Source organism: Mesorhizobium sp. B2-3-10 (genome assembly GCF_006442275.1).
GTDB classification, from domain to species: domain Bacteria; phylum Pseudomonadota; class Alphaproteobacteria; order Rhizobiales; family Rhizobiaceae; genus Mesorhizobium; species Mesorhizobium australicum.
This window is the reverse complement of the sequence record NZ_VFVT01000003.1, coordinates 315,277-330,328: the sequence shown is the minus strand read 5'-3', so window position 1 is coordinate 330,328 and position 15,052 is coordinate 315,277. Positions and strand designations below refer to the sequence as shown.

General features: G+C 64.2%; 12 protein-coding genes. 1 reads left to right on the top strand and 11 read right to left on the bottom strand.

Annotation, left to right across the window (positions count from 1 at the left end; genetic code table 11):
- Positions 1 to 194 precede the first annotated feature (194 nt).
- Positions 195 to 1,124: a hypothetical protein gene (locus tag FJ943_RS11240; protein WP_140713509.1), complete on the top strand. Its 930-nt coding sequence runs from the start codon at positions 195 to 197 to the stop codon at positions 1,122 to 1,124.
- 49 nt (positions 1,125 to 1,173) lie between these two features.
- Here FJ943_RS11240 and FJ943_RS11235 read toward each other — a convergent pair whose 3' ends face one another.
- The 11 genes from FJ943_RS11235 to FJ943_RS11185 form a co-directional block, all read right to left on the bottom strand.
- Positions 1,174 to 3,231 (bottom strand): TRAP transporter permease, encoded by a 2,058-nt coding sequence (locus tag FJ943_RS11235; protein ID WP_140721505.1) that lies wholly within the window; start codon positions 3,229 to 3,231, stop codon positions 1,174 to 1,176.
- Positions 3,232 to 3,322: 91 nt separating this feature from the next.
- On the bottom strand, positions 3,323 to 4,312 hold the full coding sequence (locus FJ943_RS11230; RefSeq protein ID WP_140721502.1) for a TAXI family TRAP transporter solute-binding subunit: 990 nt from the start codon (positions 4,310 to 4,312) through the stop codon (positions 3,323 to 3,325).
- A 436-nt stretch (positions 4,313 to 4,748) separates the two neighbouring features.
- Positions 4,749 to 6,263, bottom strand: a complete 1,515-nt coding sequence (locus FJ943_RS11225; protein ID WP_015315948.1) for an aldehyde dehydrogenase family protein — start codon at positions 6,261 to 6,263, stop codon at positions 4,749 to 4,751.
- Positions 6,264 to 6,463: 200 nt separating this feature from the next.
- Complete coding sequence (locus FJ943_RS11220; RefSeq protein ID WP_015315947.1) at positions 6,464 to 7,738, bottom strand: RNA polymerase sigma factor; 1,275 nt, start codon at positions 7,736 to 7,738, stop codon at positions 6,464 to 6,466.
- Positions 7,735 to 8,109, bottom strand: coding sequence for a YciI family protein (locus FJ943_RS11215; RefSeq protein WP_015315946.1), 375 nt, complete (start codon positions 8,107 to 8,109; stop codon positions 7,735 to 7,737). The genes FJ943_RS11220 and FJ943_RS11215 overlap by 4 nt, the downstream gene beginning before the upstream one ends.
- An 83-nt stretch (positions 8,110 to 8,192) precedes the next feature.
- Complete coding sequence (locus tag FJ943_RS11210; protein WP_015315945.1) at positions 8,193 to 9,308, bottom strand: DNA topoisomerase IB; 1,116 nt, start codon at positions 9,306 to 9,308, stop codon at positions 8,193 to 8,195.
- A gap of 119 nt (positions 9,309 to 9,427) precedes the next feature.
- Positions 9,428 to 10,366 carry a glycosyltransferase family A protein gene (locus FJ943_RS11205; protein ID WP_015315944.1) on the bottom strand — a complete coding sequence of 313 codons (939 nt, stop codon included), beginning with the start codon at positions 10,364 to 10,366 and terminating at the stop codon, positions 9,428 to 9,430.
- A gap of 211 nt (positions 10,367 to 10,577) precedes the next feature.
- Positions 10,578 to 10,976: a hypothetical protein gene (locus FJ943_RS11200; protein ID WP_015315943.1), complete on the bottom strand. Its 399-nt coding sequence runs from the start codon at positions 10,974 to 10,976 to the stop codon at positions 10,578 to 10,580.
- Positions 10,977 to 11,001: 25 nt separating this feature from the next.
- Positions 11,002 to 11,799, bottom strand: coding sequence for an IS1595 family transposase (locus tag FJ943_RS11195; protein ID WP_140721499.1), 798 nt, complete (start codon positions 11,797 to 11,799; stop codon positions 11,002 to 11,004).
- Positions 11,738 to 12,622 carry a transglutaminase family protein gene (locus tag FJ943_RS11190; protein WP_140721496.1) on the bottom strand — a complete coding sequence of 295 codons (885 nt, stop codon included), beginning with the start codon at positions 12,620 to 12,622 and terminating at the stop codon, positions 11,738 to 11,740. Before FJ943_RS11190 ends, FJ943_RS11195 begins: the two co-directional genes overlap by 62 nt.
- 12 nt (positions 12,623 to 12,634) lie before the next feature.
- A complete protein-coding gene (locus tag FJ943_RS11185) occupies positions 12,635 to 15,046 on the bottom strand; it encodes a circularly permuted type 2 ATP-grasp protein (RefSeq protein ID WP_140721493.1) in 2,412 nt (803 codons plus the stop codon).
- Positions 15,047 to 15,052: the final 6 nt, after the last annotated feature.

The following is a 15,052-nucleotide window of genomic DNA, read 5'->3' as shown; positions in this document are numbered from 1 at the left end:
GGAAACGCCCTTGACGACCGTTGCGCCACCCTGCGGCTGGATCTCGCCGCTCGGCTAACGATTACGGGAAGGGGTTCTAAAGCCACAGCAAGCAGTCAGCGAAATGACGCATCACCGTTGCCGTGGATCTGTGTCTCGGCTGGCCCTGTTCTTCGTAGTTGGTACGTCTGGACACGGATGTCGAAGACTGGAAAATGGGGAACGCAATCTCGCCATGCGAGTTGATTCAAGGCATCGGGAGATCATCGCTGAATCTGCAAGACATAGCCGGCCATCCAGCCTTGCACCGCTACGTTCAGGAACAGTCGCAGTCCCTGATCCGCATCTATGAGGAAAGCCCGCGGCTGGCTTCGATCTTTGCCACGCAGCAGCGCTGGCTGTTGGGCCATGTCGGCCTTGCCATGCACTTCAGGCGCGACCCGAACGACCGCCGCAAGGACCTGACCGTATCGCGTTTCATCGAGGTCGTGCACAAGAACGCCGTGGCCAGCCGCAACACGGCGGACGCCTTCATCAAGGAGATGCTGCACTACAACATCGCCGAGTATGTGGCGGGTGGGGACGGCCGCACGCATCCCCTGCAACCGACGGCGGCGACGATTGAGCGATTCACCGGCTGGGTAACAGCCCATCTGCGCACGCTCGACCATATCGATGGCGGCAACCGGCTGGCCAGGTTCCTGGAGCGGCCCGACATGCTTGCCACGCTGCAGCCGCTGGTGGCTGACGGCTTGCTAGCCTCAAAGCCGGTGCGCGAACCCAACCAGACCTTTTCCCTGTTCATCTGGCTCAACAATGGCGGCATCGTCATGGACTGGCTGATGTCGGGCATCAACCCCGACCATGCCGGGCTGGAGCGAATTCCGACCGGCGTGGTTTCGATCGGCGACTTCGCCAAATGGCTCAAGCTGTCGCGGACCCATCTCAGCCGTAAACTGCGCACGGCGGAGGAACTCGGCAGCATTGGCTGGCTTGGTCAGCGCGGCAATTCGGTGATGTGGGTGTCGCACGGATTCTACGAGGAATACATGATCGTCCAGGCCGCCAAGCTGGCCGTCGTCGACAGCGCCTTTGCAGCGTGTTTTTCCACCGACCGCCGAGTCCCGTCACCTCCTAGCTTGTGAAGGTGATGCAGGCTTATTTAAAGCGTCGATCGCGCGGGCGCGGCGCCGGTCAGACTGGTTGCGCCTCGTCGGTATGGCGTGCGCTCCAATGGCGCAGCACGACGGGAACGACGAGCGCCAGGCCGAGCAGCGAGGAATAGAGCTCGGGCGCCACCAGCAGCAGGGCGGCAAATACCAGGAGCACGTTCTCCCATGGGCGCGTTCGCACCAGCAGATAGCGCGACAGGGCGGCCCCGAGGCAGGTGATACCAAGCACGCAGCCGCCAAAGGCCAGGAAGAAATTCGGCCAGGTGAAGTCCTTTGTCACCAGCAGCAGGGACGGCGAGAAGACGAACACGAAAGGAACCAGCGCCTTGCCCAACCCTAACCGGAAGGCGGTGTTGCCTGTCTTGAACGGGTCCGCCCCCGCCATGCCGGCGGCCGCATAGGCGGCCAGCGCCACCGGTGGCGTGATGTCGGCCAGCAGGCCGTAATAGAAGACGAAGAAGTGGGCGACGATCGGTTCGGTGCCCAGCATGACCAGCGCGGGTGCCGCGATGGTCACCATGATGATGTAGTTGGCCGTCGTCGGGATGCCGCAGCCCATCAGGATGCAGACCACGCCGGTCATGAGCAGGGTGAACAGCAGCGTCAGGCCCTGAGCCGAGAAGATCGACTCGGGGATGAAGGTGCCGAACAGGAGCGACAACTGGCCTGCCGTCGAGGTGACGATGTAGGATAGCTTGAAGCCGACGCCGGTCAGGGTGACGACGCCGACGACGATGCCGACGGTGGCGGCCGCGGCACCGACGGCGAGCGCATATTTGGCGCCGTCGCGCAGGCATACTGCGATGTCGGCAACCGACATGCGACGGCGCGGATTGAGCAAGCCGACGGCGATGCAGAGCGTGATGCCCCAGAAGGCGGCCATGTAGGGCGTGTAGCCCGAGAGCAGGACGCCGATGAGGACGACGAGCGGGATGATCGTCGGCCAGTCCCGCTTCAGCGCCTCGACGACGTCGGGCATCTCGTCCGGCCTGAGCCCTCGGAGGCCGGTGCGCTTGGCCTCGAAATGCACCTGCATGAACACGCCGAAGAAATGCATGAAGGCAGGCACGATGGCGGCCAGAATGATGGTCGTGTAGGGCAGTTCGAGGAATTCGATCATCAGGAAGGCGGCCGCGCCCATGATCGGCGGCGTGACCTGACCGCCGGTCGAGGACGCCGCCTCCACCGCCGCGGCGAAATGTTTCTTGTAGCCGAGCTTGATCATCGCCGGGATGGTCAGCGAGCCGACGGTGACGGTGTTGGCGACCGACGAGCCGGAGATCATGCCGAACAATGCCGAGCCGAAGATCGATACCTTGGCGGGACCGCCGGCGTAGCGGCCGGCGACCCAGGCGGCACAGTCGAGGAAGAGCTGGCCGAGGCCTATGCGGGTTGCGAAGACGCCGAACAGCACGAAATGGAAGACGTAGGTGGCGACGACGCCGAGCGCGATGCCGTAGATTCCCTGCGTCGTCAGATAGAGGTGATCGACAAGCTGGGAAACGGACGCGCCGGGGTGCACCAGAACGCTCGGCATGTACCGCCCAAACAGTGCGTAGGCCATGAAGATGCACGCGATGATCGGCAGTGGGATGCCGACGGAGCGGCGCGTCGCTTCCAGGAGGAGCAGGATCAGGATAACGCCCAACACCACATCGAGCGTCGTGGGGTTGCCGACGCGGAAGGCAAGATCGTCGAGCGGGATCATCGGCACGTGCAGGACGGCCACCACGGCGGCGAGCGCCAGCAGCCAGTCGAAAAGCGGTATGCCAAGCGGCCGCAGGAAGCTGGATTGCGCGGGCTGGTCGTAACCCTTCTTCACCAGCGGGAAGACGAGGAAGATCAGCGCCAGCACCATCGACAGATGGATGCCTCGGTGCAGCATCTCCTGCAGCAATCCGAAGCCGGCGGTGTAGTAGTGAAACAGCGACAGCGCCACCAGGAGGAAGCCGACCAGCCAGCCCGCGGCCTGGGTCAACGGCCGGAATCGGATTTCGGAGTCGAATTTCTCCTCCAGTTCGCGAGCTTTCTCCTCATCGAACTCCATCGCGGAAAGCGTGATTTTGTCATCGTCGCTCATGGCCGGTTCCGTGTCCTGAGTTTCCAGGCAAAAGAGGCGGAAAGCACGCCTCCCGCCTCGCTGTCGTCCATCGGTCCTACGCGCTAGACTCCTACTTCAGGGCGCCGACTTCCTTGTAGAATTTCTCCGCACCGGGATGAAACGGAATGCCTGCGCTGGTGACCGCGTTCTGGAGCGTGATCAGCTTGCCCTTGGCATGGCCGGCCTGCAGCGCCTTCTGGGTCGCGTCGCTGTAAAGCGATTTGACGATCTTGTAGACGAGGTCGTCGGTCTGCTTGGCGCTGGTCACCCATTGCGCGGCGACGGATATGGTCTTGGTCTCGCCGACATTCTTGTAGGTGCCTTCCGGCACAGTGTCGGCGGAGAAGAACTTCTGCTCGGACAGGAGCTTGTCGGCTTCGGGGCCGGTGATTGGAACCAGGGTGATGTTGTTGGTGCTGGCAAGTTCGACGATGGCGCCGGTCGGATAGCCGCCGACGAAGAAATAGGCGTCCATGGCGCCATCCTGGAGCCGCTCGCCGGCCGGACCGGGCTTGAGGTATTCGGGCTGCACATCTTTCTCCGTCAGCCCGTATGCGCCGAGCACGAGGCGCGCGTCGACAATGGTCCCTGAGCCCGGCTCGTCGAGGGAAACGCGCTTGCCCTTCAGGTCCGCCACCGTCTTGATGCCAGCATCCGCTCGGGCGACCAGATGGATCGTTTCGGGATAGAGCGTCGCGATGAGGCGCAGGTCATCAGCCTTGGGCTTGCCCTCATAGAGGCCAGTGCCCGAATATGCCCAGTAGGCGACATCGGATTGCGTAAACCCTGATTCGGATGCACCCGACTGGATGGCGCTGATGTTGGCGACCGACCCGTTGGAGGACGTGGCGGTGGCGACCAGGCCTTCGACGCCGGCCGGCCCCGTTGCCGAGATGGCGTTGGCGATCAGGCCACCCACCGGATAGTAAGTGCCGGACGTTCCACCCGTGCCGATGCGGAAAAAAGCCTGCTGCGCGTGCGCCGGCGAAAGGCCGGCGGCGGCCAAAGCCAAAGCTCCTGTGCCCATGGAAAAGGTGCGGCGGTTGATCGAAACAGTCATAACTACCTCCGAGTCAAAGATCGGCAGGATGTTGCAGCAACCGGAAGGTTGTCAACCTGCGCGTGCTTTTTGGCCGTTTCCAAAGCGCTTCCAGGAAGGGTATGTTTCCGCCCGGAATCGCGTAAAAACAGGGACTTAATGGATGGCACCCGGCTCCGGGCCAACGACCTGCATAAATCAGGGGCTTACAGCAGGTCGGGCGAATCCTATTCGCCGCGACATGCCGTAGAGCGGTTTAACCGCGTCGCCGGCGTCACCTGCCTGTTGGCGACAACCAGCCAAACACAAGAACCGTGAAACAAAAAACCCGCCTTGCGGCGGGTCATCGGCCCATGTCGGCACCATGCGGAAGATGGTAGCATAACTGCACTCGGCAATCAACCTCCGGTCGCAAACGGTTCGGGTGCGCAACGACACCCGAACCGGGCCGGCGTTCTCAATCGATGTCGAACGAGACGCCCTGGGCGAGCGGCAGCGCCTTGGAATAGTTCACGGTGTTGGTGGCGCGCCGCATATAGGCTTTCCACGCATCTGAACCGCTCTCGCGGCCGCCGCCGGTTTCCTTTTCGCCACCGAAAGCGCCCCCGATCTCCGCGCCGGAAGTACCGATATTGACGTTAGCGATGCCGCAATCCGAACCGTCGACACCGAGGAAGCGCTCGGATTCCTGCAGGTCGCGGGTGAAGATCGACGACGACAGGCCGGCGCCGACCGCGTTGTGCTCGTCGAGCACGGCGTCGAAATCGGAATACTTCATCACATAGAGGATCGGCGCGAAGGTCTCTTCCGTCACCGGTGCAACCTGCTTCGGCATTTCGACCAGCGCCGGGTGCACATAATAGGCATCGGGATGGCCGTTCTCGACCCGGCTGCCGCCAGTCACCTTGCCGCCATGCGCGGCCGCCTCCGTCAGCGCCTTCTGCATGGCGTCGAAGGCGGCCTTGTCGATCAGCGGACCGACCAGTGACGAGGTCTCCAGCGGATTGCCGACCGAGACGCTCTGATAAGCCTTCTTCAGCCGCGGCACCAAGGCGTCGTAGACGCTGTCATGGACGAACAGGCGGCGCAGCGTCGTGCAGCGCTGGCCGGCGGTGCCCATGGCGCCGAAGGCGATGGCGCGCAGCGCCATGTCGAGATCGGCCGTCGGGCAGACGATGCCGGCATTGTTGCCGCCCAGTTCCAGCACGGCGCGGGCGAAACGCTTGGCCAGGCGCGGACCGACATCCCGGCCCATGCGAGTCGAACCGGTGGCCGAAACCAGCGGCACCCTGGGATGGTCGACCAGTATCTCGCCGACCGCACGGTCGCCGATCAGAACCGGTGCCAGTCCTTGCGGTGCGTCGGTGCCGAAGCGCTTGACCGCACGCTTGAAGATCGCCTCGCAGGCAAGCGCGGTCAGCGGCGTCTTCTCCGACGGCTTCCATACCACTGCATCGCCGCAAACCAGCGCAAGTGCTGCGTTCCACGACCACACCGCGACCGGGAAGTTGAATGCGGAGATGACACCGACGACGCCAAGCGGATGCCAGGTTTCCATCATGCGGTGGCCCGGACGCTCGGTGGCGATGGTCAGGCCGTACAATTGCCGGGACAGACCAACGGCGAAATCGCAGATGTCGATCATCTCCTGCACTTCGCCGAGCCCTTCGGACGGGATCTTGCCGACCTCGATCGACACCAGCCGGCCAAGCTCGGCCTTGTGCGTGCGCAGTTCCTCGCCCAGCAGCCGCACCAGTTCGCCGCGCTTGGGACCCGGCACCAGCCGCCAGGACTGGAACGCCTTGTGGGCCGCATCGATGGTCTTTGCCGCGTCGGCCGGCGAGATCGTCTTCAGCGCCGCGATCCGCTCACCCGTCACCGGACTGCGCACGATCAGGTCGCCGCCGTCAAGCGCCTCCTTGGCCACGCCCAGTTTCGCCAGAAGCTCGGCCGTTTCCTTCGCTATCGTCATTTCTGTCCCTTTCAGAATCCCGCCGCTCATAGGGCGCGGGTCAACGCCTTGCGCCATGCCTTCCCGGCGCCGTCGCGGCTGGAAGGGGCTGTCATGGCGTGCCATTACCTGTTTCAGGGGAGAATCGCCACCCCGGCATGGTCCAAGCCCGGGCTGCACGATTGAGCCAGGCGATGCTCGGGCCGACCGGGCGTAGGGGCTTAGTTTGCCTTTTTCGCCGGCGTGCGTACGGCGCCGTCCTTGATCAGACGGTCGATATGCATGCGGATATGGGCAGCTTCCGCCGCCGTATTGGCGAGCGCGATGGCGCGGTCGAAGGCAATGCGTGCCTCCTCGCCCCGGTCGAGTTGCATCAACAGCCCGCCCTTGAGGCCGAAGAAATGGAAATAGCCCGAAAGCCTCGGCTCGAGCGGCTCGATCATCGCCAGCGCCGCCTCCGGTCCGCGCACCTTGGCGACCGCGACCGCACGGTTGAGCGTGATGACCGGCGACGGCTGCATCTGCTCGAGCAGGCCGTAGAGCAGGTCGATCTCCACCCAGTCGGTGTCCTCGGCTTTCTCGGCCCGCGCGTGGAGCGCTGCGATCGCCGCCTGGACTTGATAGGGACCTGGCTTGCGATGGCGCAGCGCCTTGTCGACGAGCGCCAGCCCTTCGTCGATCATCTTGCGGCTCCACAGGCTTCGATCCTGGTCCTCGAGCAGCACGATCTCGCCATCATCGTCAAAACGGGCCGGTGCGCGTGCGTGCTGCAGCAGAAGCAGCGCCGTCAGCCCCATGATCTCCGGCTCGGTCTGGAACAGCCGCAGCAGCAGCCGGGCAAGTCGGATCGCTTCCTCGCACAAGGGCGCGCGAGCCGGCGCCTCGCCGCTGTTGGTCGAATAGCCCTCGTTGAAGATCAGGTAGACCATGGACGCGACCGCCGCGAGCCGCTCGGAGCGCTCGACCGCGCCCGGCGTCTCGAACGGCACGCCAGCGTCCGCGATGCGCGCCTTGGCGCGGGTGATGCGCTGCTCCATCGCGCTTTCGCCGACCAGGAAGGCGCGCGCGATCTGCTTGACGGTGAGGCCGGAGACGACGCGCAGCGCCACCGCGATCTGCTGCGTTGCGGGCAAATCAGGGTGACAGCAGATGAACAGCAGCCGCAATATGTCGTCGCGGTAATGCGCTCCGTCCAGCCGCTCGGCGATGTCGCTTTCGGCGTCCTCCAGATCGGAAACCTGGTCCTCTTCCGGCATCGGCGCCTGCTTGGCACGCTTGCGCACAGCGTCGATGCCGCTGTTGCGGCCGACGAAGATCAACCAGGCCGCCGGATCGCGAGGCGGCCCGTTTTGCGGCCAGTTCTTCAGCGCCTTGAGGCAGGCGTCCTGGAAAGCTTCCTCCGCCGTGTCGAGATCGCGGAAATAGCGCAGCAGCGCGCCCATCGCCTGTGGGCGGGCAGCGCTGATCGCGGAGCTTATCCAGGCGAGTTCGGTCATGCCGGAACCCTCGTCGGATGGAACACCGATACCGGGCGGATTTCGTAGGAACCGCCGCTTGGGTTGACCTCGGAGAGCTCGCGAGCGAATTCGACGGCCTCGTCGAGGTCGGCGCAATCGAGCGTGTAGAAACCGAGGAACTGTTCCTTGGTCTCGGCGAACGGCCCGTCGATGACCAGCGATTCACCTTTCACTTTCCGCAGCGTCGTTGCCGCCGTCGTCGGCAAAAGCCGCGCCACGGGCCCAAGCCGGCCGGCGTTGGCATACTTCTCCTGAACGCCGAGCAGGTCGGCCATGACCTTGTCGTCCTGTTCCTTGCTCCAGGAACAGACGACATCTTCGGAGGCGTAGCAGAGGATGGCGTAGAGCATGGACGGTCCTTTCTGTAGCAAAGGACGAAACAGTAGGGCCGATGCCGACATGGCGTCGATAAAAAAATCGAGACGCCGCGGATTCAGCGGCCGCCGATTGCCGCCGATCGGTCCTCCTGCGTCTTCAACCATCTCAACACGAGCGCTTCCTCCTCATCGAGGCCTTCGATGGATCGCTTGCGCTTGTTGGCTTCCGCCATTTCGGCAAGCAGTCGTCCTTCGCTCCAAGCCTTGAAGACCTGCGGATGGATATAGCATTGGCGGCAGACTGCGCGCGTATTGCCCAGCCGTTCGGCCACCTTGTCGATGACGTTGTTCATCACCCGTTTTTGCTGTGCCTGGCTCTCAGGCAGTTCCGTTTGTGCAAACAGCGACGCGGCGTGGATGGTGCCACCCCATGTGCGGAAGTGCTTCGAACTGAACGCGTCGCCAACCGCTTCGCGGATATAGTGGTTCACGTCGTCGGAGCGGACAGGGCGTCTGTTGCCGTCCTCGTCGAGATACTGGAACAGTTTCTGGCCCGGCAGGTCCTGCGCGCCCCGAACGATCCCCGCGATCCGGCGGTCAACCAGCTTCAATTTCCATTCCTTGCCGGACTTGCCCTTGAAGGCGAAGCGCAGGCTCGATCCCTTGATATCGACATGCCGGTCCCGCAATGTCGTCAGGCCGAAGCTCTTGTTGTCGCGAGCATAGGCGGCATTGCCGACGCGGATCATCGTGTTGTCGAGCAGCCAGACCACCGCGGCGGCGACGCGTTCGAGCGGCAGGCCGTGACGGCGCAGGTCGCTGTCGATCTTGCGCCGAAGGTCCGGCAGGCTTTCGGCGAAAGCCACGAGGCTCGAATATTTGGCGCCGTCGCGCTCCTCGGCCCATTGCGGATGATAGCGATACTGCTTGCGCCCCCGCTGATCCCTCCCGGTCGCCTGGATATGCCCGTTCGGATCGGGCGAAATCCAGACATCGGTCCAGGCCGGCGGTATGACGATCGCCGCGATGCGCGCTCTGTCGGCATCGGAGACCGCTTTCCCGTCCGGTGCCTTGTAAGCGAATCCCTTGCCTGCCTTCAGCCGGCGGATGCCGGGCTCGGCATCGCTGACATAGGTCAGCGCGGCATCCCTGGCGGAAATCTGTGCTCCATTCTTGGGTACGCTATCACCGTCGGCCAATCGGCTCCGCGACGATCCGGTTCTTTGCAGCATGTAAGCTCCACACGAAATATGCGTAGATAAGCTGCGGGCTGACCGCTGGTTCCACACCCCGCCTGGAAACAAGGCAGTCCCGGTGGCGGCGGTCAGGCCCCCGGTGGCGGCGGTCAGGCCTACAATGCGCGCTGCATCTGTGTCGGCGGAAGGGACAGCCGGCGCCGCGCCGCGAGTTTGAATTTGTAGCGCAGGCAGCGCCAGGCTTCCGAGCGCCGCTTCGGCGCCGCCGAGGCTATTGCGAGAAAGCGCGCGGCCATGTCCAGGTCGCCTCGCGCATAATGGACACGGGCGATCTTGAGCGCGACGAGGCCCTCCCTGGCTTTCAGTGCCGAAATCGGGATGCCGCAATCGGTGAGCGTACGCAGTTCCCGGCGCCAGTCCAGGAAGCGCCGCACCGGGTTGACCGTGAAGCGATCGTCCGAACGCTCCGCTGAAACTTCGTAGATCATGACGGGGCGCTGAATCATGACCAGCGACGCCTTGCTCATCAGCCGCGCCCAGAACAGCGTGTCCTCGTCGAAGGCGAGCCCGACGGGGAACCGCGTCTCGCCGATGAGACGCCGGGAAGCCAGCACGCTGCCCACCGCCACCGAGCGTATATCTCCCTTCACGTAGGCGGAGGCGTTGGTGAGGCAGGCCGCGGTATAGCCGTTTGGCACCTTGATCTGCCGGTCCTGGCCGTTCACCCTGCGCCGGAAGGCGCCGACGATCATGTCGGCCTTGGGCTGGGTTTCCGCCTGCGACAGCAAGGAGCTTAAGCCGCCCTGAAGGTGCAGGTCGTCGGCGTCGATCAGGTAGACCCACGGATGGGCTGCCTCGTCGAGCGCCAGGTTGCGGGCGCCGCCGGCGTCGCGGCAACTGGCGGGCAGCACACGCAAAGGCAGGGATGATTGCGCCGCGGCCTGCCGGGCCGCATCGGCCGTGCCATCGGTCGATTGATCGTCGACCAGCAGGACCTCGCCGATAAACCCGGCCTCTCCGCCAAGCGAGGCCAGCGTTTTAGCGATCGTTGCCGCCGCATTGTAGGCGGGTATGACGACGCTGACAGCTTTCAATGACAAACCTCATGCCTGTGCGCGGCAGCCTAAGACTATTCTCCCTTAAGGCGAATACAGACTAAGCACTTACAGGAAAAGTGTGAAACGGCTTTTCCGTCCGGAATTGCGCGAAATCAAAGACTTGGATCGGCTTGCCTTTTCCGTGAACCGGTGAGCTGCTCTAGTGACCGCATCGATGCAGTTATTCGCTAGCTGTTGGATGGGGTCATCAGCGAGGAGTGTCCGCAAATGGCAGCGCGACGACCTGATGGTCGTCTTCAAACACCACGTAGCCGGGTCGCTCCGTCCTGATCTCGTCGATCGCGGTGTGCCCAAGCTCTTCGACCAAGGCTACAAGCAAGCGAAGCCTCCGCACGTGTTCTTTGGCGCTGCTCCTGATCCACGAGATAGCCGTTTCCTGTGCGCGAGGGTGTCGAGATGTCGAAAAGCGCGTGGGAACGGCGAGGTTCGTCTCGAACCAGCTCAATTGCTCCGCCATGTCTTCGAAACGTGGCGTTAAAGGCGGCAGCGTTCTACGAAGCTCATACGCTACCTTGAATACGCCGCTTCGGTAGCCGAAGGGCGGGTGTGTCGAATGCGTCACGAAGCGAAGAACCGTGTCTGCCATCGCCCTACTCGTCACGCTTTCATCGCTAGGTCGAGGCCGCCGAAGGCGCGGCCGCGTATCCCGGAGCGATCGGATCCGGCCATTCCATGCCGCCGATCTGCGATCTGCGCAATTGGCGTCCGATCGCCCGTTTCAGCAGGTCACGCAGCTGGATCTCGAAGTTCCGGTAGACCATCTCTTTGCTCTTCGGCCCGTCCTCGACGTACTGCTTGACGATAATCTCCCGCTGGTTTCGCCTGAAGATGATTTCGTCGACATAGCGCTGCAGGTGCGTCTCGCTGATGTAGTGGAACACGCCGAGTTGGGCGCGCTTCAGCTGCGACGCCAAGCCCTCCACGGTGTTCGAATGGACATCGCCGCGGGCGAATTCCTCCTGGCCGTGGATGACGGTCGCGTGGCCCGCGAAAGCCTTGGCCGCCTTGGCTATCGCGCGGTCATCGTCCGACATGATCCTGGCGTCCTTTGAGACGAAACGGTCGAGGAAGCGGGCGATGGCGCCTTTGTCGCCCTTGGGGATCACCGCCGCCGCCACACGGCCGTCTCGGCTGGCTGCGACGGCCACCTCCGGCCGCTTCGTACCCCTGCCTGGCGGGTTCCATACATGGCGGTGGAACTTGGACTTCTTCTTGCGCGGAGGCGCGCCCATGTAGGTCGTGTCGACCTCGACGATGCGGCCCAGCAGCGGATCCCGGCCGTCGCGGTCGTCCGTCATCTCGCGGACTGCGTGCGCCACTTTCCAGGCCGTCGACTGCCTCCCCGTTTCACGCCTTTTCGAGCACGACCGGGATGACGTCGACCGCCTGGTCGCCGACCTGTCCGCCAGTCGTCTTCAGCACGCCGACGATGGGCGCCACATCCGAATAGTCGCGCCCGTAACCAACGGTGATATGGTCGTTGGAGGCCCGCATGCCATTGGTCGGATCGAACTCCTGCCAGCCGGCATCACGCCCGCACCAGACCTTGACCCAGGCATGCATGGCATCCGCGCCTTCCAGCCGGGGCTTGCCTTTGGGCGGAATGGTGCGCAGGAAGCCACTGACATAGCCGGCCGGAATGCCAAGCCCGCGTAAGCCGGCGATCATGATGTGGGAGAAATCCTGACAGACGCCCCGCTTCAGCTGGAAGGCGTCGCTGGCCCGGGTCCGCACCGTGGTCGCCTCGTCATCGTATGTGAAATCGCGATGGATGCGATTGCACAGGTTCATCGCCGTCCCTGCGGCCGAGTTTCCGATGCTGTCTCGCGCGAATGCGGTGATCGCGGCATCAATGCCCGCATGGCTGCTGGCGGCCAGGAAATGGTGCGGCGAGGCAGGCGCAAGCGACCGCACGGCGGCCAGCTCCTGTCGAAGGCGGCCGAGATCGGGCGACACGTCGAGCCCCGGCTCGGGCCGCGCCACCGACACACGCGCGCTCATCCTGATGTCGAGCGTGTCATGGGCGTCGCGAAACGCGATCGAAGTGACATTGTTGCCGAAGAAATCGGAAAAATCCGACCGTTCGTTGGGTGCCGGTGAAAAAGAAAGCGAAGCGGCGATGACACGCTGCACACCGTCAATGGTCGACGGCAGCACGCGCACCTGATGGCGTCCGCCGCCAGCAGCGGCAGCATAGTCGTAGTGGAGCAGAAGCCTGATGTCGTACAGCATGGCCATCTCTTTCTAGCCGAAATAGGCTTTGGCGAGGCTGCTGTAGAGCCCGCCTATTTCGCCCGCGAGATCGTTCAACGCCTTCACCGTCATGTCTGCCGGTTCCTTGATGGCGATGGACGTGTTGAGCTGCAGGATCTCCTTGGCCGCCGCCGACATGTGCCCCTCGCCGCCGGTCGCCGGCAACAGCCCTATCTCTGCTTTCAGCCTCTCGAGCTGGAACAGGATGGAGCGTGGATTGAGCGGATCGAGCGCCAGGAGATCGATCACCGTGCGCCGGCCGGCCTGCACCGGATATTGCCGTCGATGGGTCATCACGCTGTCGCCGATCTCCAGCATCATGTCCAGCGCCCCGTCCGGCGCCTTGCTGCTGGTCAGTCGGGCCAGCGTGCTGGCGATCTGGATGCCGCGCTCCAGCCGCCGGCCGATCTCGAGGAAACGCCAGCCAGCGAAGCGGTACATGTTCTCATGCAAAAGGCCCGAGAATCCGGCAAGCTTGCGCAGGATCACGGTCATGGCCCGCGTCGCATCGTCCCCCGGCGCCACCGTCGTGGCGAACTGATGGATGGTCTTGGACAAATCCTTGAGCGCCAGCCAGCCATCCGGCGAGAAACGATCGCGGATCTGGCCGGCGCTGTACACCGCGCTGTCGAGCGTGCCGATCAGCCCTGGCGGGATCGCCGTTTCGACATCGATGCCGAACGGTTCGAGATAGTCCCTGATATCGGCCAGCAGCGGCATGTCCGGATCGGACGTTTCGGCGAGCCGCACGTGATAGGCGCGCAGGATACGCACCGTGTCTTCTGAGCGTTCGATGTAGCGGCCGAGCCAGGTCAGGTTTTCCGCCGCGCGGCTGGGCAGGCTACCGGGCCTCGTCCGGTTGAAGCTGTCGCTCTCCTGCGGCAGCAGCGTCTCGCGCTCCACGGGTCTGTCGCTGACCACCCAGACATCAGCCGCCTGGCCGCCGCGCTGCATGGCGATCGCCGTCGGGTCGAGCGATAGGCCGACGCGCGCAAACCCGCCCGGCATCACCGTCCAGCCCTCGGGCGTACGCGCCAGATAGACGCGCAGGCTCGCCGGCCGCGGTTCCAGCCAGCCGCCGACATAGACCGGCGTCGTCGAAAGCGTCACCGCCTCCTGGCCGACGAAGGCCTCGCCGTCGCGTTCGATGCGCGCCACCAGTTCCGCCCGCTCCCCGACCGACAGCGCCGAGCCGAGCTTCGTCTGTCCGTCATCTTCGAAGGCAAGTCTTGTCGACAGCGCCGGGCCGACCACCATGCGGTCGATATTGGCGAGCACATGGGCGCGCTCCGTCTCCTGCCCGCACCACCATGTCGCCACACTGGGCAAAAGCAGCTCCTCGCCCCACAATTCGCGCGCGATCTTGGGCAGAAAGGCGAGCAGCGCGCGCGTCTCCATCAGGCCCGAGCCCAGCGCATTGACGGTGGACACCGTGCCTTGCCGGATCGCCTCGACCAGCCCCGGCGTACCGATCTGCGAATCCGGGCGCAGCTCGAGCGGATCGGCGAAGGCGGCATCGAGCCGCCGCCACAGCACGCTGATGGGCATCAGGCCGGACACGGTCCGCACCATCAGCCTGCCGCCGGAAACGGTCAGGTCCTCGCCTTCGAGCAGCATGATGCCGAGGTAGCGGGCGATATAGGCGTGTTCGTAATAGGTCTCGTTGAGTGGCCCCGGCGTCAGGATGGCGACGCGGCCGTCGCTCTCCTTTGCCATGCCGATCAGCGCATCGCGAAAGCGGCGGAAGAAGCCGGCGAGCCGGTGCACATGCATCTCGCCATAGATGTCGGACAAAGCGCGCGTGGTGGCGACCCGGTTTTCCAGCGCGAAGCCGGCGCCCGAAGGCGCCTGGGTGCGGTCGCCCAGCACCCACCAGCGGCCGTCCGGACCGCGGCCGAGTTCGAAGGCGCAGAAGTGCAGGAAATGCCCTCCGGCCGGCCTGCTGCCGACCACGGGCCGCAAATACTCAGGGCTCGCCGCGATCAGTCCTGCCGGCAGGATGCCTTTTTCGACCAGCCGGTTCGGCCCGTGGATATCGGCAACAATTTCCTCGAACAGTTCGGCGCGCTGCACCAGGCCGGCGCTGACCGCCTGCCACTCGCTGTCCTCGATGAGCAAGGGGATATGCGCCAGCGGCCATTCGCGCTCGTTGGCGCCCGCTTTGTCGTAGACGCGGTAGTAGACACCGGCATCGCGCAGATACTGGTCGGCGCGGGCGAAGCGCTGGCCGAGCTTTTCGGCCCCGAGGTCGTCCAGCGCTTCGACAAAATGCTTCCAGACCGGACGGGGATTGCCTGACGCGTCGACCATCTCGTCGACGACGCCGTCGATCGGCTGGTAGTGCTCCAGCAGGCTATGGGCCTGCGGCTTGCCGCGCACCCTTTTGTGATTCCCCTTTGCCATGTCAGA

Bases quoted from the DNA above. Each gene is read 5' to 3' on its own strand.
- FJ943_RS11190 (WP_140721496.1), bottom strand. From the start codon at position 12,622: ATGCTGTACGACATCAGGCTTCTGCTCCACTACGACTATGCTGCCGCT.
- FJ943_RS11230 (WP_140721502.1), bottom strand. From the start codon at position 4,312: ATGACTGTTTCGATCAACCGCCGCACCTTTTCCATGGGCACAGGAGCT.
- FJ943_RS11215 (WP_015315946.1), bottom strand. From the start codon at position 8,109: ATGCTCTACGCCATCCTCTGCTACGCCTCCGAAGATGTCGTCTGTTCC.
- FJ943_RS11225 (WP_015315948.1), bottom strand. From the start codon at position 6,263: ATGACGATAGCGAAGGAAACGGCCGAGCTTCTGGCGAAACTGGGCGTG.
- FJ943_RS11240 (WP_140713509.1), top strand. From the start codon at position 195: ATGGGGAACGCAATCTCGCCATGCGAGTTGATTCAAGGCATCGGGAGA.
- FJ943_RS11200 (WP_015315943.1), bottom strand. From the start codon at position 10,976: ATGGCAGACACGGTTCTTCGCTTCGTGACGCATTCGACACACCCGCCC.
- FJ943_RS11235 (WP_140721505.1), bottom strand. From the start codon at position 3,231: ATGAGCGACGATGACAAAATCACGCTTTCCGCGATGGAGTTCGATGAG.
- FJ943_RS11185 (WP_140721493.1), bottom strand. From the start codon at position 15,046: ATGGCAAAGGGGAATCACAAAAGGGTGCGCGGCAAGCCGCAGGCCCAT.
- FJ943_RS11210 (WP_015315945.1), bottom strand. From the start codon at position 9,308: ATGCTGCAAAGAACCGGATCGTCGCGGAGCCGATTGGCCGACGGTGAT.
- FJ943_RS11220 (WP_015315947.1), bottom strand. From the start codon at position 7,738: ATGACCGAACTCGCCTGGATAAGCTCCGCGATCAGCGCTGCCCGCCCA.